The following is a 25,322-nucleotide window of genomic DNA, read 5'->3' on the forward strand; positions in this document are numbered from 1 at the left end:
TAACCTTTTAATTACAAATTACGAATTAGTAATTATTTAGCCCCCAAATTTATCTTTTTAATCCAAAATCTCAAATCCAAAATTGTTTGACGGGTTCAAGCCTGCGCCTCAATCAACTGATAGATTTCAACGGCGGAAATTCCGAGGCCTCGTGAAAGATGGATCATAAGCTGGGTTGTAAACATCCACCTGCACCCCAACAGGAACTTTAATAGTCGGCCCATTGACCCGTGTACCGTTACCTCTACCACCATTAATCCGTTGTCTGCTGGTACGTTGTTGGTTCGCCCGACCACTACCAGTGTAAACTTGCGTACCAACTTGTGTAATTGTGTTTCCTGAGCATCGGCCTTGATTTTGCAAATCAACATTGTTGCTTTGTCGAGAAGGCCGTCTAGAGCCACGTACAGCAACTTGAACGGAAACATCTGTCATCACACACTGTGCAGCAGCAGGATCAGTAAAAGCAGGTGACATCGGTAGTAAAGCAGTACCCGATAACCATCCCAGTAATAAAAATTTGGATCTCATGCTTATCTCCCAAAGTCAAAATCTAGTCATGACTATCGACATATAGTTGTCGAAGTAGTGGTTTGAACAACGCTTCTACCTGAGTAACTTGTTTGACGCTTGGTGTAGTTAGAAGTGTAGCGACGACAGGGTGCTTGTCGATAATTTCTACGCAGGCGACGACGGGAATAAGAATCTGATTGAGTGTAGTAACTATCTGTTACATCATTTTTGTCTTCGTCATCATCAGAAGTGATTCTGATGCCATTCTCTGAATCAACTATTGTTGTGCCGTCATCAGTACGGATTTCAACTCTGGATGCGCTGGCTGCACTGGGCAAAGCTATCAGCGCTAAGAAAACCACCAAGGGGAAAGACTTTTTAGCTATCATAATGAAATTTCTCCATAAATGGAGGAAAAAAGCTTTTTGATGCTGAATTAATTCAAAAAGCCTACAAATTTTCAATCTAATTTTGTGCTTGCTGAAGCCAAGATGTTACTTAAAATTACTACAACAAACACAAAAACAAACTGAATAATTAGCTTGTAACTCCCAATCTTTAATTAAGATTGGGAGTCTGACTCAATAGCTAATTAAACTCAGCAACGCCACCTTATTAATATCTGTCACGCCGACCACGTTGATCACGGCGAACAGAGTTTCTTTGTGTGTTAATTACTCTAGAGCGTTGCCTAATACTGCTGCCATAACCTACATTGCCCCCAGATTGACGAGTATCTTGGTAACTGTCTTGATTGACACGTCCACCAGAACGCCGACCTCTCAGGCGTTGATTATTTCTTTGGATGTTAATTTGATCAGCCCGTTGATAAATTTGGTTGTAATCGCCTACGTTAGCAGCGTTTTGCTCGATAGTCTGAGTGCTTGTCTGGTTAGTCTCGGCGTTAGCAGGCAAAGAAGCCAATCCTAAAGCTGCAACAGAGAAGATGCTCACCAGATAACGTTTTGACAATATCATGCTTACCTCAATTTGTTAATTTTGAGTGCTTTTAAAGAAACACTTTTCTGTACAAAAAACGTGCAAAAGTACGCGCGAGTTTCTTAGCTTATGATTTTATATCTTACACGAATATTTTCTCTGAAATTTAGAAGAATTTTGCTATTTATATCTTTAATATGCTTTTTAAACTTAAAAATAATGCTAGGGGGAGTCAATCTAACAAGGTATAATTTATCTCTTTTCTAGCCTTTATTACCGAGTTTTTAATTTTGAGTTTTCAGGCAAGGTAAGTATAGAGAAAGACTAGAAAATCAAGTAATTACTGATGCTTTAATTAAAGCTGCTGTTGCCCAAAATGAGATTTGTTAGCTTTTATCCCCCAAAAATATCAGCTAATAAGGTTTTTACAGCTGCTGAAATTAAATTTCATAGTACCAAATGTCTTCTTCCTTCACTACAATTCGATGCAGAGATAGACGGTCAATGAGACCTTCTTCCTCAAACTGTCCCAAAATTCGGGTGATAGTGACGCGAGTAGAACCAAGCATTTCTGCTAAGTCTTCGTGCGTTAAACGCATATCTATTAAGCGTCCCTGTTCAACTTGTAAACCAAATTTTTTTGATAACCAGGCCAATAGTTTGATAAGCATGGTATCAACTTTTTTATAACTACGAATTACCATCAATTCTTCAGCCTGTTGGATGTGTGCTAGTAGTGTCTGTTGCGGTTGATACCAATTCTCCATGAGTATAATGCTGACTTCTACTTTGGTTAAGCACTCCATCTGATAAGGTTCCATTTTTGACAAGGCTTTACCGACAATATCTCCAGGCCCCCATAATCCTAGAGCAACTGTTGTACCATCTTCTAAATAAGTAAAAGTGCGGACAAAACCTTTTTCAATCTGCCAAAGTACATTTTGATGGTCTGGGAGGAATGACCGCCTAGTAAAATGCTGCTTGGCATTCTTCACAGGTGGGTTAGATAAGCTTGAGTGTAAAGACACCATGATATATAGTACGTTTTTTCGATGTATTAACCGTAGTATACATATAGATCAAGCTAAATGAACTTATAGGCATATAAAAAAATCTGCATTGGGATAGTTGCAGGCGATCGCACTGCATAAATCTTGTACAATTGCGATCGCCTGTGGTAATCGCTTACCTCAGTGCATAATCGAGTTGATATTCCACTAACTCAATTTCATTACCATCTGGGTCATTGACATAAATTCTGTGCTTGGTTTCTGGTGCTGTGAGTGTGTAATATTCAATCCCCTGTTTTTCAAGCAAGTCTTTCATCGCTTCGCCGTCTTTAATGACAAAGCCAACATGATTAATACCTATGCTTTCGTAGGGTTGAGAAACTCGATTTTGCTCTGAATAATCATTCAAAGTCAGATAAAATTGGTCATTGCCAAAATGCAGCCAACGACTACCGTTATACACACCTTCAGCACGGACATACCAATCAGGAAATAAAGTTTGATAGAATTTCTGACTGGCTTCAATATCTTTGCAGGCAAGGTTAATATGTTCAAAGCGAGTGAAATTCATAATTCGCTCCTTTTGAGTTGAAAATAGTGATTGATTATCAGAAGATAATTTAGAAATCAGAAGCCAGAATTCATACTCAATTCTGTGCAACTGTGAAGGAATCAACCTGAGAAATGAGCAACTAATATTCCTCTGCTTTTTTACCCCAATGCAATATCTAAAAACATCATGACTACAAAGCCAAACATTACACCGAATGTTCCTTCTTTTTCTAAACCTTTGCGATGAGATTCAGGGATGATTTCATCACTAATTACAAACAACATCGCTCCAGCAGCAAAGGCCATTGCCCAAGGTAAAACAAAATTAGCAATACTCACCACTCCTACACCAATCAAACCACCAATTGGTTCGACTAAACCTGTGAGTAAAGAAATCCACAAAGCATAACCTGCTGAATATTTCTCAGCAACTAAAGATAAGGCAACTACTAAACCTTCGGGAATATTTTGTAAGCCAATTCCCAAAGCTACAGGAATGCCATCACTAATATTATTGTTACCGAAATTTACTCCAACAGCTAATCCTTCGGGGAAGTTGTGAATAGTAATTGCCGCAATAAATAACCAAATTCGTTTGAGGTTATTGCTACGACAATTTTCTTTGCCTTTAAAAAAGTGTTCGTGGGGTAAAAAGCGATGCGCTAATTGCAGAAATCCTGCTCCTAGCAACATCCCAGCCACAATAATTAATGCAGCATTAGCTTGGGATAAACCTTGAGATATGGCCGCCTCTGTTCCCGGCATAATTAATGAAAAGGATGTTGCTGCTAACATCACTCCCCCACCAAACCCCAGCATGATTCCCTGTACTCGCTGCGTCAGATTAATTGGTAGTAAAACAGGTAAGGCTCCGATGGCTGTAGCCAGTCCTGCTCCTAAACTAGCTAATGCACCGATAACAAGACTCTCCATAGCTGGGGTGATTTATTTAATTTACTTAAATAAATCATAGTCGAAATGATTATGAGTTGCAAGTGATCACATTCTTGCAGATTGTTGACTGTGAACTGTTAATAGTCAACAATCGCAAATACTTTAATTATGGCGATGTACAAGAGTAGCGCTGGCTTGATCTACAGGCATGAGTATGACTTCATTGATATTGACATGAGGCGATCGCGTGGTGCAGAACAAGACCACATCCGCGATATCATCAGGTGTTAAGGGATTCACGCCTTGATATACCCGCTTGGCGCGTTCAGCATCGCCATGAAAACGCACTTCACTAAATTCTGTTTCCACCATCCCAGGATCAACAGAAGTGATACGTACTGGAGTACCTAACAGGTCTTGTTTCAAACCTTCCGAAATTGCTTTCACCGCAGCTTTGGTTGCACAGTAAACATTACCGCCAGGGTAAGTTTGATGTCCAGCGATGGAACCAATATTTACCACATGACCGCGACCGCGACTCACCATCCCTGGAACAACATAGCGGGTGAGGTACAGTAAACCCTTGATATTGGTATCAATCATTTCTTCCCAGTCTTGAAAGTCGCCTTCATGCAATTTATCTAAACCGCGACTCAAACCAGCATTGTTGATGAGAACGTCTATATTAGACCAGTCCGGGGGTAGGTTAGCAATGCTAGATTCTACCGCAGGGCGATCGCGCACATCTAGCTGTAATAAATGAGTTGCTGTACCAAACTCTTGATTCAGAGTATTGGCTAACTGCTGCAAGCGTTCTAGCCGCCGCGCTGCTAAAATCAATTTTGCACCAGCACCAGCAAAAACTTTGGCACAAGCAGTCCCAATTCCACTACTTGCGCCAGTAATCAAAACAATTTGATTTTTTAGGGAAATCATTGTTAGTCAACAGTCAATAGTCCAGTGTCAATTGTCCAATAATTCTGAACTATTGACCAAGATGCAGAATCAAGGATGTAATGTGCGACTTATTCTTCAAACCCCTCTCCGCTTCGGAGAGAGGCTTTGAGTCTTACTCCCCTTCCCTCGTAGGGAAGGGGTTGGGGGTTAGGTTTGAGCTAAATTTGCATACCACACTACTTCACACTTCACCCTTCACACTTCATACTTCACTTCACTACTTTCAAACGCTGAGTCACCATTGTCATACCTTCACCCCGAACAATCACGGCAGAAATCCAATGGCTACCAGGAGTTGCGGGTGCGCGTCCAGTTTTAAACAATCCACCTGAGTTCAGTGGTTCTAAATTTATAGGTGAGGGATTGAGATATTTGTCAACTTTAACAGGTTCTTCTACAGCTGTTCCTAGCAGCAGATCATCTCCTAAAGGTTCTTTCACAATTGCATCAAAACTATACTGCTGACCAACTTTCACTTGTTGGGGTAATTTAACATCAAGTTGGGGTGGTTGTTTTCCAGAAGTAATTAGAGTGCGTTCTGCTAAGATGTCTTGACTGACAATTTTGCCACCTGCAATACGTTGGCGAGAAGTAATTGTAGCGTTTAGAGCTAAATTATTAACGTTAGTAGATGTTGGGCTAGAAATGTTAGTAACTGTTTCGGCAATGATGGCATTACCTTCAGATTTCCAAGATTGTAGCTTTGTGATGTAGCGTAATTGCGGATATTGTTTCCAGAGAGTCACCAAAGCTTTTTCGAGATTGGGGCGGTTTAATCCATCTGCATTGGTAAAATTAGGACTATAGAATTGGAGTACCGCTTTGGCGTTGCCTTTACTAGCAGCTGTATCAATTTGTGTGAGTAAATTGTTCAGTTCTGCGGGGGCGTTTTGGGGAGGTGCAGCTTGCACATTGTGTAAACTGCTAGTTAAACCCAGTGTCAGCAGAGATAATAACAGCCAACCGTTAGCAGAGAATTGCAGTTGGCGTTTGAGGAATACAGCAATAATGTTAGTCATTGGTAACAGTTTACTGATTTTAGTCATGAAGGTCGGGAAATTGTTTTATCTTAATTAAGCTAGGCGCTAAACGGTAGAGGTTTGATGACAAACGCACCGATAAGATTACTTATAGCTGCCAGTGGGACTGGTGGACATTTGTTTCCAGCGATCGCACTGGCAGAAAAACTGCCAGACTATGAAATTGAATGGTTGGGTGTCCCAAATCGACTAGAAACGCAACTTGTTCCCAAACAGTATCCCTTGAATACTATTTTAGTTGAAGGGTTCCAGCAAGGGTTCGGACTTGCATCTGTTCGCATTTTGGTGAAACTCATTGGTTCGATTATAGAAGTTCGACGAATTCTCAAACAGGGAAAATTTCAAGGCGTGTTTACTACAGGTGGTTATATTGCGGGGCCTGCGGTAATTGCGGCACGTTCTTTGGGTTTACCTGTAGTTTTTCACGAATCTAATGCTTTACCAGGAAAAGTAACTCGCTTTTTTGGCCCTTGGTGCAATGCAATGGCGCTGGGGTTTGAAGCGGCGGCTAAGTATTTACCTCGTGCCAAAAATGTTTGTGTTGGTACACCAGTGCGATCGCAATTTTTAGAGGCGGAAGTCCCACCGCTAGATTTGGCGATTCCCGATAATGTGCCGTTAATTGTGGTTTTTGGGGGAAGTCAAGGCGCAGTTGCAATTAATAAATTAGTGCGTCAGGTGGCGATTGCTTGGTTAGATACTGGTGCTTATGTCGTTCATTTAACAGGCGATCGCGATCCCGATGCTGGTATTTTTAAACATCCGCAATATATAGAGTTACCGTTTTATGACAATATGGCGGCGCTGTTGCGACGTGCTACTTTAGCAATTAGTCGTTCTGGTGCTGGTAGCTTAACAGAATTAGCGGTGTGTGGCACACCAGCAATTTTGATTCCTTACCCTTTTGCGGCGGAAGATCATCAATCTTACAACGCAGAGGTGTTTACCAAAGCTGGTGCAGCAATTACTTATAAACAATCAGAGTTAACAGCCGAAAAATTGCAAACTCAAGTTTTACAGTTGTTGCAAAATCCAGCCGAGTTAACCAAAATGAGGGAAAATGCCAAAGCGATCGCGGTTCCTGATAGTGCTGATAAATTGGCTACTTTATTGCGAGAAGTTCTGGAAGGTTAAACAACTCAGCAGCGAAAATTTTGTGTAGAGACACGATATTTCGTGTCTTTTTTTATTTAATTTAGGAATGATAGACAAAGATTAGACTTATCAAAGCGATCGCCCTGGGATATCTTTGCTGATTCTGGAGGGCGATCGCTTATAAATTGAATTGAAATTATCAACACTAAATAATTCACTGGTTTGTTGTATCTTGTTGTTGACTTAACCAGACTTCTAAATCCGCCACAGTGGCAAAATCTAACAATGCTTCTCCTAGAGATTCTAATTGTTCAATAGATAATCTTTGAATTTGCTCGATTAAAGATGAACCTATGTTTCCCAAGCGTCGATTTAACTGGCGCAGAATTAGCTTTTGTTCTCCTTGTTGTAAGCCTTCCTGTCTAGCTCGTTCTCTGTCTTGTTGATACAGTGGTGCTAATCTCATCACTAACTCCCGATCATCTGTTTCTATATTCTGATTTATTCTCAAGTTTTGTTGCAGACTATAAAGTAATTCTAGCGTTACTCTCTGGAACGGGTGATTAGCTGGTAGTGCTGCCAATTCATCAATTGCTCGTTGCTGTACTCTACCACGTCCTAGTATTCTCAGCCAAAGTGTTTCTGGAGTTGATGGTAACTGATGAATAACGACTATGGCTGTCCGCAAATATTCAGGTAACAAGTAAACTCCTTCTCCCCACTCTGATTTTAGCGTTGCACCAAAACCGGAAATTATTGTCTGCGATGCGGTGGGTGTGAGTATCCATAGATGGGGAATTTCTGAGTCTGAGATTGTGGTTTTGTTACGATTTGCTTCTCGCTGAATTGCACTTTTTACTTCTAGTAGTTTTAATAGACAATCTGTGATTTCTTCTTTGGATGCTGGGTTACGGAAGGGTTCAAATATGGCTGGGTTTGTCGCCATTTTCCCTAATAATCCTAAAGTTGTTAAGTTAGCTGTTTGTGTAGGAATTGGTGTAAATAATACATCTATTTCTCGTACTTCTGCTGCAACTCGGCTTGGTGCTTGGACTTGTCCGAATGGTTTGAGTAGTTCTTCTAAGTAGTCTTTAGAGAATTGGTCATGAATAAATCTCGTCATTCAATTGGATGAGAGAAGGATAGTTTTTGTAATTTTACGAAAGCGATCGCACAAATATTAGTAGTTATATCTGTTACAAAGTCTGTGACTCGCTAACTAACTCTTAGAACAATTCTTTTGGGAACATCAAATCTTATATTGCGTGTCACGTTGCAATATTTTGTAAATCAAATTCTTTAATCACAAAAGTGACATAATTAACTTGTGGCTGTCAATCTGCAATTGTTAAATGTAATCCAAACACACACAAGTCTAATTACGTTTAAATACTTTTAATCAAAGTAAAACAAATTTAAACTTCCACAACCTCAACATATAGCAATACTGGTAAAGTTGCAAAAGAACAAGCATCTAGTGTCAGCCAGGAGGAAAGCGTTGTGAAAGCAGTCTTAATGACAGCAGCCGGTAGTCCCGAAGTACTGCAATTACAGGAAATACCAAACCCAAGTGTTCCTTTGGATAATACTCAACTTTTAGTTCGTTTGGTAGCGGCTGGGATTAATCCGATTGATACGAAACTTCGCAAACGAGGCACTTTTTATCCTAATCAAATGCCTGCTATTTTAGGTTGTGATGGTGCAGGTGTTGTGGAAGCGGTGGGTGCTGGTGTACAGCGGTTTCGTCCGGGTGACACAGTATATTTTTGCTACGGTGGCTTAGGCGGACACCAAGGTAATTATGCAGAATATACGGTTGTGGATGAGCGATTTGTGGCGCGTAAACCTGCGTCTGTGTCTTTTGCGGAAGCAGCCGCAGCACCTTTGGTATTAATTACAGCCTGGGAAGCTTTATATGAACGTGGAAGATTAGAACCTGGGGAAAAGGTGCTAATTCATGCTGGTGCTGGTGGTGTCGGACACGTAGCAATTCAACTGGCGAAACTCAAAGGTGCGACTGTCGCCACGACGGTTAGTTCTCAAGAAAAGGCGAATTTTGTCCAACAACTTGGTGCAGATTATCCTATCTTTTACAAACAAACCGACTTTGTACAAGCAACGTTAGATTGGACTGGTGGTGAAGGCGTAGACTTAGCTTTTGATACTGTTGGCGGTGAAACTTTTCAAAAAACCTTTCCGGCGGTGCGGGTGTATGGTGATATTGTGACGATTCTGGAACCTGATGCGAATACTGTGTGGAAAATTGCCAGAAATCGGAATCTCCGCATTGGGTTGGAGTTAATGCTGACACCGATGTTAATGGGACTGGATGAAAGTTTACAACATCATGCCGAAATTCTAGAACAGTGCGCTAGTTGGATGGAACAAGGTAAGTTGAAAATTCAGGTTAATCATCAGTTTCCGTTAAAAGATGCAGCAAAAGCCCATGAATTAATTGAAACTGGTGCGATCGCGGGTAAAATTGTCCTGCTGATTAGTGATGAATGATTGAATAAGTTATTTTTTCAACGCCAAGGTACGCTGAGGGAAGCGCGGAGGTTCGCTGAGAATCTTATATTTGTGTTCCTCTGCGTTTTATTTTTGAGTTTTTTATTACCTTTACCTGTTGTCGCTGCACAGACTCAAATAGAACGCACACCCCTAACTCTGGAAATATTGCAAGAAAGATTAAATAAACCGATACTCCGTGAAGGTAATTTAACTGTAGATTTGCGCGAGATGGTGATTGATTTGCGTCCAGAAAATGGCAGTTTTCGTGATGCTTTTTATCAGTTGTTGCGGAAAGAATTGCAAAAGGCTGGTGCGAAACCTTTGGGTTTAGATCTCAGTTATTCTGTGATTCAAGGGGATTTTATAGGAAGTGATTTGGGTTTACGCACACCTTTATATGCTCAAGCGATCGCACCAATTTTCACCGCTACAGAACAAGCACAATTGGAAAATCTACGTTTAGTTTGTTTACAATCACTAGCGATGTCTAACGACAAGCCGCTTCACGTCTACGCTTTACCTAATGCTAAAGATTGTCGCTCACTTTTGGCAACCGATGCAACTACCTCTGGCGAAATTAATGTTTTTCGTGGTGCGTTAACTCTGGTAAATACTCGCTTTAATGGACAAGTACAGTTTCTCAATACTTTCTTTCTCCAGTCTGTAGATGCCCAAAATGCCACATTCTTACAACCTGCAAATTGGAGTGAAGCCAGATTTAGCCGTCTTGTTAGTTTTATGAATGCTAATTTCCGGCAAGCGAGTAATTTTCAAGGTAGTATTTTTTTTGATAAAGCTAATTTTAAACAAGCGCAATTTCAAGAATTAGCTGATTTTCATGGCAGTTTTTTCGCTGAAGCTGCTAACTTTAATCAAGCTGTGTTTAAACAGTTAGCTAAATTTAACAAAGTGCAATGGCTAGGTAATACTAATTTTTCTGATGTTCGCTTTGCTAGTCAAGCGCAATTTACAAAAGCAAATTTTAATCAGTTCTTTTTATTGACAGAAGCAACTTTTGAACAAGCTGTTAGCTTTCGAGAAGTGCAATTTAACCAATCCGTAAATCTGCGCGGCGCTAGTATTCTCAACTTAGCAGACTTTAGTGATGCTAGTTTTACTAAAACTGCTTTTTTAAATGTACCTGGATTAAGTTTTAACTCTAACCAAGCCAAAATATTAGGTAATCTTGGTCAAATTGGTAAAATGTTTTGTGTACCAAATTTACAAGGTAATCAAAATGTGTTGCGGAATTTGGGACAAAATTTTCGTCAGCAACAGCAAATTGCCGATGCTAATCAATTGGAATATACAAAACAGCGGCTAAGATTAATTGAATTACGCCAACGATTGCTAAAAACAAATATTAATAATGCAACATTAACTCGTTTAATAAATTTGGGTTTTTCTCAAACGCAAGCAGAAGAAATAATTGATCGTCGTATTATCAGAATGTTTCGTAATAATTCTGAGTTATTAACTTTAGCAGATATTGATTTAGAAACATATAATAAATTGAGCGATCGCCTGAGTTTTGGTGAACCTCTGGCTTTGGGTGGATGGATATTACAAGCTTGGAGTTGGTTAGCTTTAAGTGTACTGCTGTTATTAAGTGGTTATGGCACAAATTTTTGGTTAGCCTTTGGTGTGGGTGGTGTGGCGATCGCTTACTTTGGTTTACTATTTTGGCTAGTGGATCGTTACCGTCGTCTTCGTCCTGTACCAATTCTCCCGACATCCTATGAAACTATTTCTATATTGTTGGGTTTTAGCTGTTTAGAATTTTTTAGTTTGTTAGCTATTTTTCGTAATGCCGAACAGCCTTGGCTAACATTAGGATGTTTGTTGATTATTATTATCCCTCTGCCAATAACTTTAATTATTAGACTATATCAACAGGGACGCTATCATGATTTAATGGATGTTTCTTACTTTGCAGAAGATGGAACTTTCCGACAATTAAGATTATTGATTGGACGTTTACCAGTCATTCCCAGAAATCAAACATTTCGGGAAAGATATATGCCATTGTTAAGCGATCGCCGCTGGAATTGGTTGAACTATTATGATTTTAGTCTTAACAATTTAGTGCGATTAGGCTTTAATGATATCCGCCTCCGTGACCAACATTTACCAGGAATTATTGCTACCCTTGCTTGGTATCAATGGAGTTTGGGTGTACTTTATATTACTCTGATTTTGTGGACGCTTTCGCGCACAATCCCCGGATTGAATTTGCTGATTTATCTGAAATAACGGAGTTTTCAGTGCATACCTTAAGAACCTTGCAACCTGGCGATGAAGAACTGCTCGAAAACTTCTTATTACAATATGCAGATACTTCGATGTTTTTGCGCTCCAATTGGCGCGAAGCTGGACTACTCGACCAAGGTGCAAGGTTTCAGGGAACATACATAGCTGCGATCGCAAATTCAACTATAGTTGCAGTCGCCGCCCATTATTGGAATGAGATGGTGGTAGTTCAAGCACCAGTACATCTTGCGGAAGTGGTGCAAGCAGTAGTGGCGCAGTCCAACCGCCCAATTTCGGGAATTGCAGGCCCAGCAGCGCAAGTCGAAACTACAAAGCAAGTTTTGGGACTTGTCAACCGACCAACTCAGCTTGATGAAAGCGAGATATTATTTTCCCTGGCGTTGCGAGATTTGCAAGTACCGCCAGCTTTAGCATCAACAGAAGTTGAATGTAGAGTACCTTATCCAGAAGAGTTAGAGTTACTTAGCCAATGGTGTGCTGCTTATAATGTGGAAACTTTAGGACAAGCAGAAACTCCTGATTTACTCTCTAATTCTCGCCAGGAAATTGCTGCACGACAAGATAGCGCTAGACATTGGATATTGGTCAAAGAAAATACTTTAGTAGCTTACACCGCCTTCAACGCTCGTTTGTCAGATATTGTGCAGATTGGTGGAGTTTGGACACCGCCACAACTACGCGGTAAAGGTTATGCCAAATGTGTTGTAGCTGGCTCGTTGTTGAAGGCGCGATCGCATGGTGTCGAACGTGCTATCTTGTTTACCAATCAAGAAAATTATGCTGCTCAAGCAGCATACCAAGGCATAGGTTTTCGACCAACTGGCGAAGAATTTGGTCTAGTAATTTTTAGCGATTAGAAAACTGCTGTTAAACCTCTAAATCCATTCAAATCCCTGTGCAGCTAAATATTCTTTCGCTGGTTCCAAACACTCTTTTTTAATAACTAACTTAACTTTTGGCACACTCAAATACAACCGAAAACGCTGCACAAACCAATCATTAACAGGCTCAATTTTCCTAATAGCACTCCAAGGAATTAACAAAGGCGGTAGAGCAAAACTAAACAAAGGAAAGATACTCAAATAAATTCCTTGACGACTAACACCAACATTCAAAGTTCCTTTGTAATAAACCCAACCCACATAACCATGTTGCCTCCGCCAGAAGTTTGCAGGTGGTGGTTCGTCGGTGCGGTAATACTTGGCAAGACGACTCCAGTTAAGATGTAATATAAATATCGTCAGTAACGCAAAAAATAGACCAAGAGCCGTGAGATACCAATCAGGAATGCGCGACATTGGTTTGGAAATATTGATGTTTTAATTGTAATAACATTTCTGTATCAAGGTGTGCATTACAAATTGATTGTAAATTCTCTATTTTTATTCAATGAATGTAGAGACATTGGATAGCAACACCTCTACATTTTTGATTACAGCTTGGAAAAGAATTTGGTTTGGTGATATTTCAAGAAGATATTTAATTCGCTGGTCTTAACTCGGCTTGAATTTGCTCACCAATCCTGATAGCTTCACGCCGAATTTGCTCAGTGTCAACTGTAAATACCTTACGCCCAGACATGAGAACTTTCCCATCCACTATCACAGTATCAACATCGTCAGCTTTCGCTGCATAAACAAGATGGGAAATCACATCGTAAAGCGGAGTCAAGTGTGCAGATGTGAGGTCAACTTGAATTAAATCTGCTTGAAGTCCCGCTTTAATAGCACCAATTTTATCCGCCAAGCCGAGGGCTTCTGCGCCTCCCAAGGTTGCCATCCGTAACACTGTTTTGGCAGGTAAAGTTGTAGGGTTGAGGGTTGTGCCTTTATGAATAAGGGCAGTCAGACGAATCGCTTCCCACATATCTAAATCATTGTTCGACGCAGCCCCGTCTGTACCTAAACCAACTTCAATTCCTGCCTGTACCATTGCTGGAACTGGTGCAAAGCCAGAAGCCAACTTCAAATTAGAGTCAGGATTATGAATAACGCCAACACCACGTTTAGCCATCAAAGCAATTTCACTTTCGTTAGGCCAGACTACATGGGCAGCAAATACTCGCGGTTCCAGAAACCCAAGATTTTCTAAGTGTTGTACTGGGGTGGCATTATAGCGCTGCTGGATGTCTTGGACTTCGGTTTGTGTCTCTGCAAGATGAATTGTTAATGGTACATCATATTGACGTGCGGCTTGAATCGCTTGTGTTAAATGCTCTGGCGAGACTGTGTAAGGTGCGTGTGGCGCTAGGGCTGGGATAATTCGTGGATTCCTTCCTTTCCAACGTTTGACAAAATCTACTGCGGCAGCAAACGCATCATCCCAACCGCTAAAACCAGGGCTAGGAAAATCTATAGACGAAGGTGCAATTACAGCCCGCAAGCCACATCTATCAACTACTCTGGCGGCAACATCGGGTTTGAAATACATATCAACAAATGTCGTAGTGCCACCACTAATCATTTCCCAACAAGCTAGTTCCTCACCAACGCGGACGAAGTTTTCGTTAACAAACCGTCCTTCTGCGGGAAATATGTAATTTTGTAGCCAATCTTGTAAGCTTAAGTCGTCCGCTAAACCGCGAAATAACACCATTGCGGTATGAGAGTGACCGTTGACTAAACCAGGCATTAATACCATCCCTTCGCCTGGTAATCTCTTAGCAGCTTTGTAAGATGCCAAGATTTTGTCTTGCGTATCTACAGCAACAATTTTGCCGTCTTTGATGGCAACTGCACCATTCCTAATTACAGGTTGTGCATCATTCATGGTGACAACAAAATCACCACCGACAATTAGTTCTACTGGCTGTCTGCGTTGATTTCCCCAGCGGTAATTATTTTGAGCGATCGCTACTTGACCTGCAAAGGCAATAAACACTGTACAGACAAAAAGAATTAGTAGCCTATAGTATTTTGGCGACTGGCGTTTCACAACTATATATCCTTACTAAATTTTTATCTCACTGAAAAATATGTTTAATTCTTAACCTAGAATTAAACAGTATTTTTACTGACAGTAATTACTATAATGTTTTAAATATTTTGTGATAAAAACTCTAAATATATTTTTAATATGTTTGTAAATGTAGAGACGTAGCTACATCTCTACATTTGCCGTCACAGCATAATTAAACCCAGCCTGACACCCGCTGTTACCGCCTCGGTACGCGAAGAAACAGCCAGCTTTTGAAAAATTGATGAAACGTGGAATTTCACTGTGTGTTCGGAAATGTGCAGGCGTTTAGCGATCGCTTTATTTCCCAAACCAGACCCCAGCATTCCCAAGACTTCTATTTCTCTTGGTGTCAAAGTTTGCACGGGGTTAACTACGATTTTTTCGCGCATAGGCAGCAATTCTAAATAATCTGGGTGCAGCACTACCAAACCAGATGCGATCGCTTTTACAGCCGCAATAATTTCTGCTTCTGTGCTAGTACTAGGTAACATCCCACGAATCCCAGAACGCCATGCTGTTTCCATATCAATACTGTCAATATCCTCAGTCATGAGCAAAATTTGCTGCTCTGGCATTAGTTGTAATTTTGCCCACATTGATTGAGGATGATTGCTAAAATCTAACAGCACAACATCTGGTTGTAATTGCTCAAGTTCCTTGGCTAATACATCCAAGTCAGATGCACTTCCCACGACAGTTAGCTGGGGATGATTGCTAATTACAGTTGACAAACCCGCCCGCACCACAGGAGAAGCAGCAATTACCATCACCTGGATCATCTAGCCTCCACAGTTGTTTTCCTGGCTATGTCAACGAAAAATTGCTTTCTACCCCGCAGAACATTTAATAATATCGACTCTTGGTGATGCAGATATTTAACCAAATCATCAGGTCGAGTGAATAATTTTCCTGAAACTCCAGTTAACACATCACCAATTTGTAAACCAGCAGTTTCCGCCAAACTACCAGGCAGTATGGATAATACTAGTAAACCTAGATTACGTCGGCCTAAAATTACAGGTTGTAGTGTGACTCCGAGTTGCAGACGATGACTACCAGACAGAAAGCGATTGACAGTATTGCTGGGAATTGCCACGGCTAAATTGTTGACAATCATTGAATTAATCCCAACGACTCGACCAAGACAGTCTGCTAAACATCCGCCAGAATTACCAGGATAAAGCTGTAAATCTGCGATTACCGCCCGTTGATGATGGCTATGAACAATTCCCATTGTGGCTGCACCATGATCACCTAAAGGATTACCCACAGCCAAAACTAATTCACCAACTCGTAGCGTATCTGAATTACCAATAGTTGCAGTATTTAAATTTGTTGCCGTAATTTGCAGTGCAGCTAAATCTTGCTGGGGGTCAAAGTGCGATCGCACCGCCTCAAATACCCTACCATCGTCTAATTCTACAGTTGCTCGATGACTGGTTGCTACATGAGCATTCGTAATAATCAATCCGTCTGCTTGCCAGATAACACCAGAACCTAGACTCGCCGCACCGCTTTTAACTTTGACTGTGATTTGCTGAAGTTGAGCGGTAACTGCTGACAGTTCATCATTAAATTGTGTAATCATAATTGCCTTGATTTAACGGTAATTATTTACTCAGCAGGACGTTCGCCAACCACAACATCTAATTCAACTAATGCACCACCTCGCACAAGCTGTAATTTGATAGTTTTACCAATGCGATCGCTATGATTTAGCAGTGCCAGCACATCACCAGTATCACTTACGGAAATATTATCAAATGTTACCAACACATCCCCCAGCAGGATACCTGCATTGTCAGCAGGGCCAGATGGTTCCACGTTGACGACAATTACCCCCGTTGTTGCAGGTAAATTCAAAAGATTTTTCAAGTTGTTAGGCAAGCGTACAGGCTGCATTCCTACACCCAAATAACCACGAGAAATATGTCCTTTCGTGAGTAATTGATTGACCACGCGCTCAACTGTACTAACAGGAATAGTCAAAGCAGTACCGCGCCGTCCTAATGTATTCATTCCAACCACGTAACCAGCAGCATCTACCAATGCCCCGCCAGCAAAACCAGGGTAAAGTGTGATATCTGGACGGATGAATTGGTCAATATTACCACCGCTCATACTCCGCCAAGCACCACTTACTACACTCACAGCCCCCATCGCCGCGCGTAAGTCACCTTCGCTACTTCTGGCTAATCCTAATACTAAATGACCGACCTTGAGTTTTGCAGTATCACCAATTTGTGCTGTTGGAATTTCCGCATTTTCAAGTTGGAAGACAGCTATATCAGTACTAGCATCATGACCAAGAAGTGAAACTGGTACAGTACACCCATCAGCAACAGTGACGGTGATGTCGTCATAACGTCCAAGCGATTCGTCAGAAGTCACAATGATTCCGTTGCGCCAGTGAATACCACTGGAGGAAATACGTTTACCAGCATTAACAGCAACTACAGCACTTCCAGCTTGTTCTACGGTGTCGGCTAAACTGTTGGACAAAGCCAGTAATGAAGACATAAAATTCTTCCCAAATATTTTGTGATACTCCTATCGTGTCGTTTTATAACTGTAGATAGCATCGGAAAAATGGGGAGAATTTAACCTAGTAAAATGGCTAGTAGAAAAAAACGTTTCTTGGAATGCGATCGCATTCATCAATTACTTATACAAGAAAGATAAGGGATTGCTCATATTTTTCGCAAAACCCAGAATACCGCGATCGCGATGTTCATAAATTAATTTACCTTGAGAATCAAATAGAAAAGTTCCTCCGCGTTGTGTCAAATAAGATGAATCTGGTACATATATATTCCAGTTACTCAAAACTTCAGTCATGTTTCGCAAGCGCAGTGTTGCTAGTTCAAATGGACGTTGAAAGCCTTTTCCTCCAGCCGCTTTGAAAAAAGAGCCTTTTATTGGTGGTAAAGGTATACCCTTTACAACTTCCTCATCAGCAATTAACTGAGGTGCTTTTTTGTCACCTTTATAACCCCGAAAAACTTCCTTCAGAGTTCCAGGACTACCAATCCCCGCACACATTAACATTAAATTCAGCCAAGCTTTTTGTGATGTTGATAGCAGAGGAAATTCTATAGACAAACCGCGATAAAGTCCTAAAAGACTGTGAATTTCAGCCTTTGCATCCACAAACAACCATTCTTGAGGAAACCCAGTATATTCGCAAAACTTAATTCCAGAATTGCGCTCTCCAATTCCGATAGCACGAATTGTGATTCCTCTTGCTTCTATCTGTTCTTTTTCTCTTTGCAGCCACCAGGCGTATTCTAAATTATCAAAATCTCCCAGCTGCGACCAAATAAGTACAAGTAACTTTGAAGTATTAGAGCAACCATCTAAAATGGGTTTAATTTCTCCATCGCTAACTCGTAAGCGTTGAGTCTGACTCAAAATCGAATAAATATCTGGAGAATTAGAGCGCATTTGAGTATTCATGTAGGTGGGTATAACTATTAATTTTTTGATTTGCGATCGCTCTCTACAATCATCTAGGATTTGTGGACGCGATCGTACTATCTAACCTAATATTCACCTTAACTGAAATATATCTGTCCTTATTTGCGTTTGATTACTGATCTCGGTTGAACTTCTTTTAGGTTAAGAAGTGAGCAGGAATCAAAATTCGAGAAATGAGTAACAAGCAGAAATTACAATATTTATCTCTAGCTTATTGTGCGTATCTTGCACTAACAATATATTGGGACTTTCACTATACTGGCCTAATACAATTTTTGGGAGAAATGCAGATAAGTCTGTTTGGGAAGCAGTGGAAATTTTTAAGTTTTATGCTGCTTCATATTCCAGTTATATTGTTCATAACTTATTTACGTAATCGAGTTCTAAGCCAAAATCTAAATCGAGAAGTTTCTGCGAAGTGGAATGTAATTGATGATTTGACAAATAATCAACTTCTAAAAAAGGCACTCATGCCGATAATTATTTTAATTATCGGGTTTTATGTACTGAATATTTCATTAGAGAAATCATTCGGTAAAGATATGGGTACAATTAGCATTGCTCAATTAAGTTCTGGCAAAATTACCGAACACAGTTTCTATGCTAATATTTCAGGCTATCCAGACCCCAATATTTTAGTAACGCAAAAGGGAACTCGTATACCTGAAGTATACATACCATTGAGAGATAATTTTCAGTCGAACACTCCGGTTAATCTAATTATTTCATTACAGAAGAATGAAATTGAAGAGTATGTTCACCCAGATCCAAAAAGTGAAACCATAACGGTGAGTGGATTTGTGATTGAAGGTGGAAAGGGAGAAGTAAAAACTTGGTTAGAAAAGCAAGGAACTGACATTGCAGACAGTTATTGGACTATCATCCCTAGAGTTACTTTGAGTGGGCGCAGTAGAGCGAAGTATTTTTCGGTATTCGTAGCTATTACTTCTGTCAGTTGTGCTGCTTTTATCTTTTATAGAAATTGCAAACAACAAACAGCATAGCTGAATGTGGTAGATTAGCCCAAAAAAAGAGAGGTAAAAGTATTACCTCTCTTTTTTAATTATTTAAACCAAATCAGCTTTTAGTATCTGTTGGGTTTGTGAACGATGAAGCTGAGGATTTGGCACTGCTTGATGTTGTCGAAACCTACAACACGGATGTAGTGGGTAGGATATTGAGAACGGCAAGCTTGAACTTCGCCTAATACTTCGCGGGTGGTTTTAGCGCCGAACAAAGGCAACTTCCACATTGTCCAGTAAAATTCGGTGGGTTCAGAAGTTTCGTTGAACTCGATCGCAGGAATGTAACCTTGATTGAGAATATACTGAACTTGCTTCTCAATTTGAGCATCGCTCAGAGGAGGAAGATAAGACAGGGTTTCGTAGCGGCGCTCTTTTGGTAGGGTTTGCATAGCTAATAATAACGGTTTGCTATTTTGTGACGGCTTGGATATTTCCTAACTGGCTAAGTTATCCCAGTCAGGATCGGAAAATCTTTGTTGTTCTGATTCAGGACTGGGGTTAGTTAAACTCAGCTGCGTGATGCGTTCTAAATGCTGGCGACGCTGTTCCATGTTGGCTTGCTTAATACCAGTGCGAACCATTTCTGGCAAAAATTCCGCAACTTCTTCAGCAATATGTTCCCTGACTGTCATTATCCGCAAAGCTAAATCTGGCTTTTCTTGGATAAGTTGTTCTATATAAGCTTCTCCATCCTGGACTTTTCCAGCGGAAAAGTTATGCAGCCAAACTGCCAACGGTGGATTAGTTTCGCCTAGCTGTGCCAGTACAGTCCTTAGCGCCTGATAAGTTAGGTAGCTTTGGAGAGTTTTGGCTGTATCTTTCGCAATTTGCTTGAGATTCATGCTTGACCCAGCCCTTCTAAAGGATGAAGTATAAAGTACGCAGGATGAAGTGTTTTTCATTCAGTCTTCATCCTTGCACCTTCAGCCTTTATCAGACGGTATCAACAGTGTCAAACTCGAACTTGATTTCTTTCCACAGTTCGCAAGCAGCAGCTAATTCAGGAGACCACTTAGCAGCTTCGCGGATAACGTCGTTACCTTCACGAGCCAAGTTGCGGCCTTCGTTACGAGCTTGGACACAAGCTTCCAATGCAACACGGTTAGCGGTTGCACCAGGAGCGTTACCCCAGGGGTGACCTAGAGTACCACCACCGAATTGTAATACGGAGTCATCACCGAAGATTTCAACTAGTGCGGGCATGTGCCATACGTGGATACCACCAGAAGCAACTGCCATTACACCAGGCATAGAAGCCCAATCTTGGGTGAAGTAGATACCGCGAGACTTGTCTTGCTCAACGTAGTTTTCGCGCAACAGGTCAACGAAGCCCATTGTAATACCGCGATCGCCTTCTAGTTTACCTACAACGGTACCGGTGTGGATGTGGTCACCACCAGACATACGTAGGGCTTTAGCTAATACACGGAAGTGGATACCGTGATTCTTTTGACGGTCGATTACTGCGTGCATCGCGCGGTGGATGTGCAATAGAACACCGTTATCACGACACCAACGAGCCAAGGTGGTGTTAGCTGTGAAACCTGCGGTTAGGTAGTCATGCATGATGATGGGCATACCGAGTTCTTTAGCGTACTCAGCCCGTTTCAACATTTCTTCGCAGGTAGGAGCGGTTACGTTTAGGTAGTGACCTTTGATTTCGCCTGTTTCTGCTTGGGACTTGTGGATAGCATCAGCTACGAACAAGAAGCGATCGCGCCATCTTTGGAATGGTGCAGAGTTGATGTTTTCGTCGTCTTTTGTAAAGTCCAAACCGCCGCGCAAGCACTCGTATACTGCACGACCGTAGTTCTTAGCAGACAAACCCAATTTGGGTTTGATTGTACATCCCAACAGAGGACGACCGTATTTGTTTAATTTGTCACGCTCAACTTGAATACCGTGTGGAGGGCCTTGGAAGGTCTTGAGGTAAGCAACAGGAATCCGCAAGTCTTCTAGACGTAGCGCCCGCAAAGCTTTGAAACCAAATACGTTACCTACAATGGAGGTAAACATATTGGTAACAGAACCTTCTTCAAATAGATCTAGAGGATAGGCAATGTAGGCAATAAATTGATTGTCTTCGCCAGGAACTGGTTCGATATCGTAGCAACGACCTTTGTAACGATCTAGATCGGTCAACAAGTCTGTCCATACGGTTGTCCAAGTACCAGTGGAAGACTCAGCCGCTACAGCCGCAGCAGCTTCCTCAAAAGGAACTCCGGGCTGAGGTGTAACACGGAACGCCGCCAGAATATCTGTATCTTTAGGTGTGTAATCGGGTGTGTAATAAGTTAGTCTGTAATCTTTAACCCCGGCTTGATACCCAGCTTTTGACTGAGTCTTCGTTTGAGCGTAAGACATATCTATCCTTCCAAGATGTCACTCTTTTTACTTATCAAATCACGTTTTGTACAACTTCCTCTCACTGTTCCTCTTAACCCTCATCAGCAGAGGAGAAGATTAGGGACAATTTGCTTTTAGAGGTTGTCTTCGCCAAAGAGTAGCAGTTTTTCTTTAATTAACACTTGGTTACAGCAGTAAGCTTATTCACCAGTGTCCTTTACGACTAGGAGCGCAGATCCTAGCGCTTTCACTTTGCCCTCGTTTGATGAAAAAATTTCTTTTATCTATTCCTCTTGACTCGCTAAACCTTCTCAGCCTCACTAAAAACTCTCCACTTCGCAGAAAGTATGAGATTATTCTCTTTTATATCCGGTTAATTCAGGAAATCAGCTTTCTAGCTTACATTTCCGCATCCGCACTCTTGCTGTGTTCCCAATTTGTAGAAAACAGACTAGGAGAGAATTTGCTGGATGCTGATTTAGTCGAGTAGTGAGCGAAAGACAAAATTGCACACAACGTAATTTGTAACTTGTCTCACAATATATCAATAAATTGCATAAGTTATTATTTGAAAATTTTTAACTTATATATTTAAATTTGTTATTACATAAAGTTTTAAACATTTTGTTAAAAGTAATTTACAAATGTTTCCTCTAACTGTATAGAAATGTGAAAAAGACGGGAGTAAGGGTGTAGGGGTGCAGGGGAGAATAACTATTGACCATTGACTATTGACCATTGACTCCTACTCAGTAATTTCTGGGAAAAATTCTTGAAGACGATTTAAACAATACCAACAAAGGGAACACTGAGTTTAACCGCCAGCCAGTTTAGGCAATGGCTCAATTTACTGTCTTTTGAGGAAATGTCACCGTGGTATTGTTTCGCAAGCGTACTAGTTTTTTGATTACTTCGATTTTGCTGGGGTTAATGACTTTGCCAAACATTGGCCTTGTACTGTTGACAAATCCAGCAAAGGCGCAAACAAATAGTGATACTCCATCACCTAAAACTCCAGATATAAAGCCGTCTGAATTGACTCCTTCTTACCCTGCTTCTGCACCACCACCACAAGTAAAACCTTTACCTGATGAGCGGACTGTAGAAGAAAGGTCAATAGAAACAGATTACCGTGTAAGTAACTTGCTGAAAGATTTTAAAGGCAATCTCTGGGTGGGTTATTGGCGAGGGCTATCGCGGATTGACCCCAAGACAGGTAAGATATTGGCGCGTGTAAGTTTACCAAATGTTGCGATTGGTGCTTTAGCACAAGACAAAGTAGGGCGTTTGTGGGTGGGAACTTATGAAGGACTAATGCGAGTTGACCCCAGAACTAGTGAAATTACGGCGCAGAATTTGTTTTTGCCTTCCAAACGGGTGTTATCGATGTTAGTTGACAAACGTGGCTACTTGTGGGTGGGAACTGATAGCGGTTTAGCCTTAATTAGTCCCGACCAAGGCTTAATTATGACAACAGTGAAAAATTTGCCTGGAGTCAGCGCCAATACTTTGACTTTGGATGCGGAAGGTCAACTGTGGGTGGGGACTTTGGATGGACTGGTGCGGATAAATACTGCCAATGCTTATGTTATGAAGCGAATTGACGGTTTACCTGGTACAACAGTGCAAACTTTAGCTATTAGTCCAGAAGGGTTAATTTGGGCAGGAATGGCCAATAATTTACTCGTGATTGACCCGAAAACAGATAAAGTATTGCGTTCTGTAACGCCATTACGGGGACGAAATGTCACAGCGGTACGCTTTGCTCAAGATGGTAGTGTTTGGGTAGGAACAAGCAATGGTTTGTTACGATTAAATCCAAATACAGGCGCACTTTTAGATCAAGTTCCGGGACTTCCTTCTAGTCGAGTTCTTGCGCTTGCACCCGATATCAGTAATAAATTATGGATTGGCACTAGTGAAGGTTTAGCTTGGTTAATGCCCAAAATGAACGGCGCAAAACCCCATCTTGCTTTCAGTCGTGCTGTGAAATGAGGGAACAGGTGATAGGTGACAGGTTACAGTAGAAAATTGTCACTTATCACCTATACCCTGTAACCTTTAACCTGTAACCTCTATGCCAGTTACTACCCAGCAATTAATTCAATGGAAACAACAGGGACGTGCGATCGCAGCGTTAACCGCTTGGGATTATGCGATCGCCCAACTCATCGACGCGGCTGGTGTAGACTTAATCTTGGTTGGAGACTCGATGGCAGTGGTTTTAGGCTATGAAACCACACTCCCCATTACACTAGAGGAAATGCTATTTCATGCTAAAGCTGTGCGTCGGGGTGTAAAACGCGCTTTAGTTGTGGTGGATTTACCATTCTTGACTTATCAAGAAAGCATTGCTCAAGCAATGCACTCAGCAGGCAGAATATTGAAGGAAACTGGGGCGCAAGCTGTTAAGTTAGAAGGCGGCTACCCAGCGATGGTAGAGACAATTACGCGTTTAGTCCAAGCGGGAATTCCGGTGATGGGTCATGTTGGTTTGACACCGCAATCAGTTCATCAGTTGGGTTTGCGCCAACAGGGAAAAACCGAAGCACAGGCAGAGAGAATTTTAAATGAAGCGATCGCCTTAGAACAAGCTGGTGTATTCTCCATTGTGTTAGAGCATATCCCCGCAGATTTGGCAAGGCAGATAACAGAAAAACTCAGCATTCCCACAATTGGGATTGGTGCTGGTTCCTACTGCGATGGCCAAGTGTTAGTTACTTCTGATGTTCTCGGTCTTTCAGCCAAGCAACCACCATTTGCCAAAACTTACACCAACCTGCGGGAGACAATTACTCAAGCTGTACAGAATTACGCGCTAGAGGTGCGGGAACGGAAATTTCCGTAATTCTGGCAAAGTGCTGAGTGCTGAGTATAAACTCAGTGTTTTCAAAACTTTGAGAAATCAGCAAGGACTTTTTCTGCAAGTCCTAAATAAACCCAATGCGGTTAAGTGGCCAAAAGCGAAACACAGCGCGACCGATGATATTTTGTCGAGGTAGAAATCCCCAGTAACGCGAGTCATTGCTATCGTTACGGTTGTCTCCCATGACAAAAAACTCATCTGCTGGGACTTTGACTGGTGGGAATGGCTGATTTGGTGGTTCGGCTATGTAGTCTTCTTGCAAAGGTTGATTGTTGAGATAAACTTTGCCATCAGCAACTTTAATGATTTCTCCAGGTGTCCCAATTACCCGTTTAATAAAGGCTTGGTCTTTGGGATAGCCGCGTCGTTGTAATTCGGCGGGGGCTTGAAAAACTACGATATCCCCGGTTGCGGGAGGTTGGAAACGGTAAGAAATTTTTTCTACCACCAAGCGATCGCCTTCATATAAAGTTGGAACCATTGATTCAGAAGGTATGTAGCGAGGTTCCGCCACAAAAGTTCTGATTAACACTGCCAAAACTAAAGCGATCGCTACTAAAGTTAAATTTTCTCGCCAACTACGCCATATTTTTGATGACGCAGTAGCTTCTTTTGCATCAGTTTCCTGAGGAATCATAGAAATTTTTAGCCAGTACAAAACGTGGGATAACTACCTTGATGATTTTGCTACTCAAGGTATATTTACAAACAAATTGGGTTTTGCTAATACCCATATAAATATTAATATTATTAATATTACGTTCTCAAGTATATTTATAATTTTTGCATAGTAAATTCTGAGATTTTAAGTAATCTCCTTGGGGTTTTTGTATTGCCTGTCAAATTGACAGGAATACCTATCATAGTT

General features: G+C 41.2%; 26 protein-coding genes. 7 read left to right on the top strand and 19 right to left on the bottom strand.

The window, feature by feature from the left end; all coding sequences use genetic code 11:
- Positions 1-126: 126 nt before the first annotated feature.
- The 8 genes from ACMX3D_RS26710 to ACMX3D_RS26745 form a co-directional block, all read right to left on the bottom strand.
- Positions 127-531, bottom strand: a complete 405-nt coding sequence (locus ACMX3D_RS26710) for a hypothetical protein (RefSeq protein WP_482748797.1) — start codon at positions 529-531, stop codon at positions 127-129.
- Between the two features lie 32 nt (positions 532-563).
- Positions 564-902: a hypothetical protein gene (locus tag ACMX3D_RS26715; RefSeq protein ID WP_482748798.1), complete on the bottom strand. Its 339-nt coding sequence runs from the start codon at positions 900-902 to the stop codon at positions 564-566.
- A gap of 226 nt (positions 903-1,128) precedes the next feature.
- Positions 1,129-1,491 carry a hypothetical protein gene (locus ACMX3D_RS26720; protein ID WP_482748799.1) on the bottom strand — a complete coding sequence of 121 codons (363 nt, stop codon included), beginning with the start codon at positions 1,489-1,491 and terminating at the stop codon, positions 1,129-1,131.
- 401 nt (positions 1,492-1,892) lie between these two features.
- Entirely contained in the window at positions 1,893-2,483 is a 591-nt protein-coding gene (locus ACMX3D_RS26725; RefSeq protein WP_482748800.1) for a Crp/Fnr family transcriptional regulator, read from the bottom strand.
- A 154-nt stretch (positions 2,484-2,637) separates the two neighbouring features.
- On the bottom strand, positions 2,638-3,033 hold the full coding sequence (locus tag ACMX3D_RS26730; RefSeq protein WP_482748801.1) for a VOC family protein: 396 nt from the start codon (positions 3,031-3,033) through the stop codon (positions 2,638-2,640).
- Positions 3,034-3,173: 140 nt separating this feature from the next.
- On the bottom strand, positions 3,174-3,947 hold the full coding sequence (locus tag ACMX3D_RS26735; RefSeq protein ID WP_482748802.1) for a ZIP family metal transporter: 774 nt from the start codon (positions 3,945-3,947) through the stop codon (positions 3,174-3,176).
- Positions 3,948-4,070: 123 nt separating this feature from the next.
- A complete protein-coding gene (locus ACMX3D_RS26740; RefSeq protein WP_482748803.1) occupies positions 4,071-4,844 on the bottom strand; it encodes an SDR family oxidoreductase in 774 nt (257 codons plus the stop codon).
- A 230-nt stretch (positions 4,845-5,074) separates the two neighbouring features.
- Entirely contained in the window at positions 5,075-5,884 is an 810-nt protein-coding gene (locus ACMX3D_RS26745) for a nuclear transport factor 2 family protein (RefSeq protein ID WP_482748804.1), read from the bottom strand.
- An 84-nt stretch (positions 5,885-5,968) separates the two neighbouring features.
- Between ACMX3D_RS26745 and murG the strand changes: the two genes are divergently transcribed.
- A complete protein-coding gene (murG, locus tag ACMX3D_RS26750) occupies positions 5,969-7,039 on the top strand; it encodes an undecaprenyldiphospho-muramoylpentapeptide beta-N-acetylglucosaminyltransferase (protein ID WP_482748805.1) in 1,071 nt (356 codons plus the stop codon).
- A gap of 175 nt (positions 7,040-7,214) precedes the next feature.
- Here the strand turns inward: murG and ACMX3D_RS26755 are convergent, their stop codons facing one another.
- Entirely contained in the window at positions 7,215-8,123 is a 909-nt protein-coding gene (locus ACMX3D_RS26755) for a DUF4351 domain-containing protein (protein WP_482748806.1), read from the bottom strand.
- A 377-nt stretch (positions 8,124-8,500) separates the two neighbouring features.
- Here ACMX3D_RS26755 and ACMX3D_RS26760 point away from each other — a divergent pair, with 377 nt between their 5' ends.
- From ACMX3D_RS26760 to ACMX3D_RS26770, 3 genes are all read left to right on the top strand, one after another.
- Positions 8,501-9,508, top strand: a complete 1,008-nt coding sequence (locus tag ACMX3D_RS26760; RefSeq protein ID WP_482748807.1) for a zinc-dependent alcohol dehydrogenase family protein — start codon at positions 8,501-8,503, stop codon at positions 9,506-9,508.
- A 72-nt stretch (positions 9,509-9,580) separates the two neighbouring features.
- On the top strand, positions 9,581-11,764 hold the full coding sequence (locus ACMX3D_RS26765; protein WP_482752435.1) for a pentapeptide repeat-containing protein: 2,184 nt from the start codon (positions 9,581-9,583) through the stop codon (positions 11,762-11,764).
- A gap of 11 nt (positions 11,765-11,775) precedes the next feature.
- Entirely contained in the window at positions 11,776-12,639 is an 864-nt protein-coding gene (locus ACMX3D_RS26770; protein WP_482748808.1) for a GNAT family N-acetyltransferase, read from the top strand.
- An 18-nt stretch (positions 12,640-12,657) separates the two neighbouring features.
- Here the strand turns inward: ACMX3D_RS26770 and ACMX3D_RS26775 are convergent, their stop codons facing one another.
- The 6 genes from ACMX3D_RS26775 to ACMX3D_RS26800 all read right to left on the bottom strand — a co-directional run bounded on the left by ACMX3D_RS26775 (position 12,658) and on the right by ACMX3D_RS26800 (position 18,196).
- Positions 12,658-13,080 (bottom strand): hypothetical protein, encoded by a 423-nt coding sequence (locus ACMX3D_RS26775; RefSeq protein ID WP_482748809.1) that lies wholly within the window; start codon positions 13,078-13,080, stop codon positions 12,658-12,660.
- A gap of 181 nt (positions 13,081-13,261) precedes the next feature.
- Positions 13,262-14,716, bottom strand: coding sequence for an amidohydrolase (locus ACMX3D_RS26780; protein WP_482748810.1), 1,455 nt, complete (start codon positions 14,714-14,716; stop codon positions 13,262-13,264).
- A gap of 185 nt (positions 14,717-14,901) precedes the next feature.
- Complete coding sequence (locus ACMX3D_RS26785; protein WP_482748811.1) at positions 14,902-15,519, bottom strand: response regulator transcription factor; 618 nt, start codon at positions 15,517-15,519, stop codon at positions 14,902-14,904.
- Positions 15,516-16,328: a S1C family serine protease gene (locus ACMX3D_RS26790; protein WP_482748812.1), complete on the bottom strand. Its 813-nt coding sequence runs from the start codon at positions 16,326-16,328 to the stop codon at positions 15,516-15,518. Before ACMX3D_RS26790 ends, ACMX3D_RS26785 begins: the two co-directional genes overlap by 4 nt.
- Before the next feature lie 26 nt (positions 16,329-16,354).
- Entirely contained in the window at positions 16,355-17,260 is a 906-nt protein-coding gene (locus tag ACMX3D_RS26795; protein WP_482748813.1) for a S1C family serine protease, read from the bottom strand.
- A gap of 141 nt (positions 17,261-17,401) precedes the next feature.
- A complete protein-coding gene (locus tag ACMX3D_RS26800; RefSeq protein WP_482748814.1) occupies positions 17,402-18,196 on the bottom strand; it encodes a peroxiredoxin-like family protein in 795 nt (264 codons plus the stop codon).
- Positions 18,197-18,390: 194 nt separating this feature from the next.
- Here ACMX3D_RS26800 and ACMX3D_RS26805 point away from each other — a divergent pair, with 194 nt between their 5' ends.
- A complete protein-coding gene (locus ACMX3D_RS26805; RefSeq protein ID WP_482748815.1) occupies positions 18,391-19,221 on the top strand; it encodes a hypothetical protein in 831 nt (276 codons plus the stop codon).
- A gap of 80 nt (positions 19,222-19,301) precedes the next feature.
- Here ACMX3D_RS26805 and ACMX3D_RS26810 read toward each other — a convergent pair whose 3' ends face one another.
- The 3 genes from ACMX3D_RS26810 to ACMX3D_RS26820 all read right to left on the bottom strand — a co-directional run bounded on the left by ACMX3D_RS26810 (position 19,302) and on the right by ACMX3D_RS26820 (position 21,606).
- Entirely contained in the window at positions 19,302-19,631 is a 330-nt protein-coding gene (locus ACMX3D_RS26810) for a RuBisCO small subunit-like domain-containing protein (protein ID WP_482748816.1), read from the bottom strand.
- 45 nt (positions 19,632-19,676) lie between these two features.
- Positions 19,677-20,084, bottom strand: coding sequence for a RuBisCO chaperone RbcX (gene rcbX, locus ACMX3D_RS26815; RefSeq protein WP_482748817.1), 408 nt, complete (start codon positions 20,082-20,084; stop codon positions 19,677-19,679).
- A 91-nt stretch (positions 20,085-20,175) separates the two neighbouring features.
- Complete coding sequence (locus ACMX3D_RS26820) at positions 20,176-21,606, bottom strand: form I ribulose bisphosphate carboxylase large subunit (protein WP_482748818.1); 1,431 nt, start codon at positions 21,604-21,606, stop codon at positions 20,176-20,178.
- Between the two features lie 855 nt (positions 21,607-22,461).
- On the opposite strand from ACMX3D_RS26820, the gene ACMX3D_RS26825 reads away from it, so the two are divergent.
- Together ACMX3D_RS26825 and panB are read left to right on the top strand one after the other, a co-directional pair.
- Positions 22,462-23,583, top strand: coding sequence for a ligand-binding sensor domain-containing protein (locus ACMX3D_RS26825; RefSeq protein ID WP_482748819.1), 1,122 nt, complete (start codon positions 22,462-22,464; stop codon positions 23,581-23,583).
- Positions 23,584-23,665: 82 nt separating this feature from the next.
- The gene (panB, locus tag ACMX3D_RS26830) at positions 23,666-24,436 is read left to right on the top strand and encodes a 3-methyl-2-oxobutanoate hydroxymethyltransferase (protein WP_482748820.1); all 771 of its coding nucleotides are present in this window, start codon (positions 23,666-23,668) and stop codon (positions 24,434-24,436) included.
- An 82-nt stretch (positions 24,437-24,518) separates the two neighbouring features.
- Here the strand turns inward: panB and lepB are convergent, their stop codons facing one another.
- Positions 24,519-25,091, bottom strand: coding sequence for a signal peptidase I (gene lepB, locus ACMX3D_RS26835; protein ID WP_482748821.1), 573 nt, complete (start codon positions 25,089-25,091; stop codon positions 24,519-24,521).
- Positions 25,092-25,322: the final 231 nt, after the last annotated feature.

The sequence above is a fragment of the Anabaena sp. TISTR 8404 genome, from assembly GCF_056847745.1.

Bases quoted from the DNA above. Each gene is read 5' to 3' on its own strand.
- ACMX3D_RS26710 (WP_482748797.1), bottom strand. From the start codon at position 531: ATGAGATCCAAATTTTTATTACTGGGATGGTTATCGGGTACTGCTTTA.
- ACMX3D_RS26715 (WP_482748798.1), bottom strand. From the start codon at position 902: ATGATAGCTAAAAAGTCTTTCCCCTTGGTGGTTTTCTTAGCGCTGATA.
- ACMX3D_RS26720 (WP_482748799.1), bottom strand. From the start codon at position 1,491: ATGATATTGTCAAAACGTTATCTGGTGAGCATCTTCTCTGTTGCAGCT.
- ACMX3D_RS26725 (WP_482748800.1), bottom strand. From the start codon at position 2,483: ATGGTGTCTTTACACTCAAGCTTATCTAACCCACCTGTGAAGAATGCC.
- ACMX3D_RS26730 (WP_482748801.1), bottom strand. From the start codon at position 3,033: ATGAATTTCACTCGCTTTGAACATATTAACCTTGCCTGCAAAGATATT.
- ACMX3D_RS26735 (WP_482748802.1), bottom strand. From the start codon at position 3,947: ATGGAGAGTCTTGTTATCGGTGCATTAGCTAGTTTAGGAGCAGGACTG.
- ACMX3D_RS26740 (WP_482748803.1), bottom strand. From the start codon at position 4,844: ATGATTTCCCTAAAAAATCAAATTGTTTTGATTACTGGCGCAAGTAGT.
- ACMX3D_RS26745 (WP_482748804.1), bottom strand. From the start codon at position 5,884: ATGACTAACATTATTGCTGTATTCCTCAAACGCCAACTGCAATTCTCT.
- murG (WP_482748805.1), top strand. From the start codon at position 5,969: ATGACAAACGCACCGATAAGATTACTTATAGCTGCCAGTGGGACTGGT.
- ACMX3D_RS26755 (WP_482748806.1), bottom strand. From the start codon at position 8,123: ATGACGAGATTTATTCATGACCAATTCTCTAAAGACTACTTAGAAGAA.
- ACMX3D_RS26775 (WP_482748809.1), bottom strand. From the start codon at position 13,080: ATGTCGCGCATTCCTGATTGGTATCTCACGGCTCTTGGTCTATTTTTT.
- ACMX3D_RS26785 (WP_482748811.1), bottom strand. From the start codon at position 15,519: ATGATCCAGGTGATGGTAATTGCTGCTTCTCCTGTGGTGCGGGCGGGT.
- ACMX3D_RS26790 (WP_482748812.1), bottom strand. From the start codon at position 16,328: ATGATTACACAATTTAATGATGAACTGTCAGCAGTTACCGCTCAACTT.
- ACMX3D_RS26795 (WP_482748813.1), bottom strand. From the start codon at position 17,260: ATGTCTTCATTACTGGCTTTGTCCAACAGTTTAGCCGACACCGTAGAA.
- ACMX3D_RS26800 (WP_482748814.1), bottom strand. From the start codon at position 18,196: ATGAATACTCAAATGCGCTCTAATTCTCCAGATATTTATTCGATTTTG.
- ACMX3D_RS26805 (WP_482748815.1), top strand. From the start codon at position 18,391: ATGAGTAACAAGCAGAAATTACAATATTTATCTCTAGCTTATTGTGCG.
- ACMX3D_RS26810 (WP_482748816.1), bottom strand. From the start codon at position 19,631: ATGCAAACCCTACCAAAAGAGCGCCGCTACGAAACCCTGTCTTATCTT.
- rcbX (WP_482748817.1), bottom strand. From the start codon at position 20,084: ATGAATCTCAAGCAAATTGCGAAAGATACAGCCAAAACTCTCCAAAGC.
- ACMX3D_RS26820 (WP_482748818.1), bottom strand. From the start codon at position 21,606: ATGTCTTACGCTCAAACGAAGACTCAGTCAAAAGCTGGGTATCAAGCC.
- panB (WP_482748820.1), top strand. From the start codon at position 23,666: ATGCCAGTTACTACCCAGCAATTAATTCAATGGAAACAACAGGGACGT.
- lepB (WP_482748821.1), bottom strand. From the start codon at position 25,091: ATGATTCCTCAGGAAACTGATGCAAAAGAAGCTACTGCGTCATCAAAA.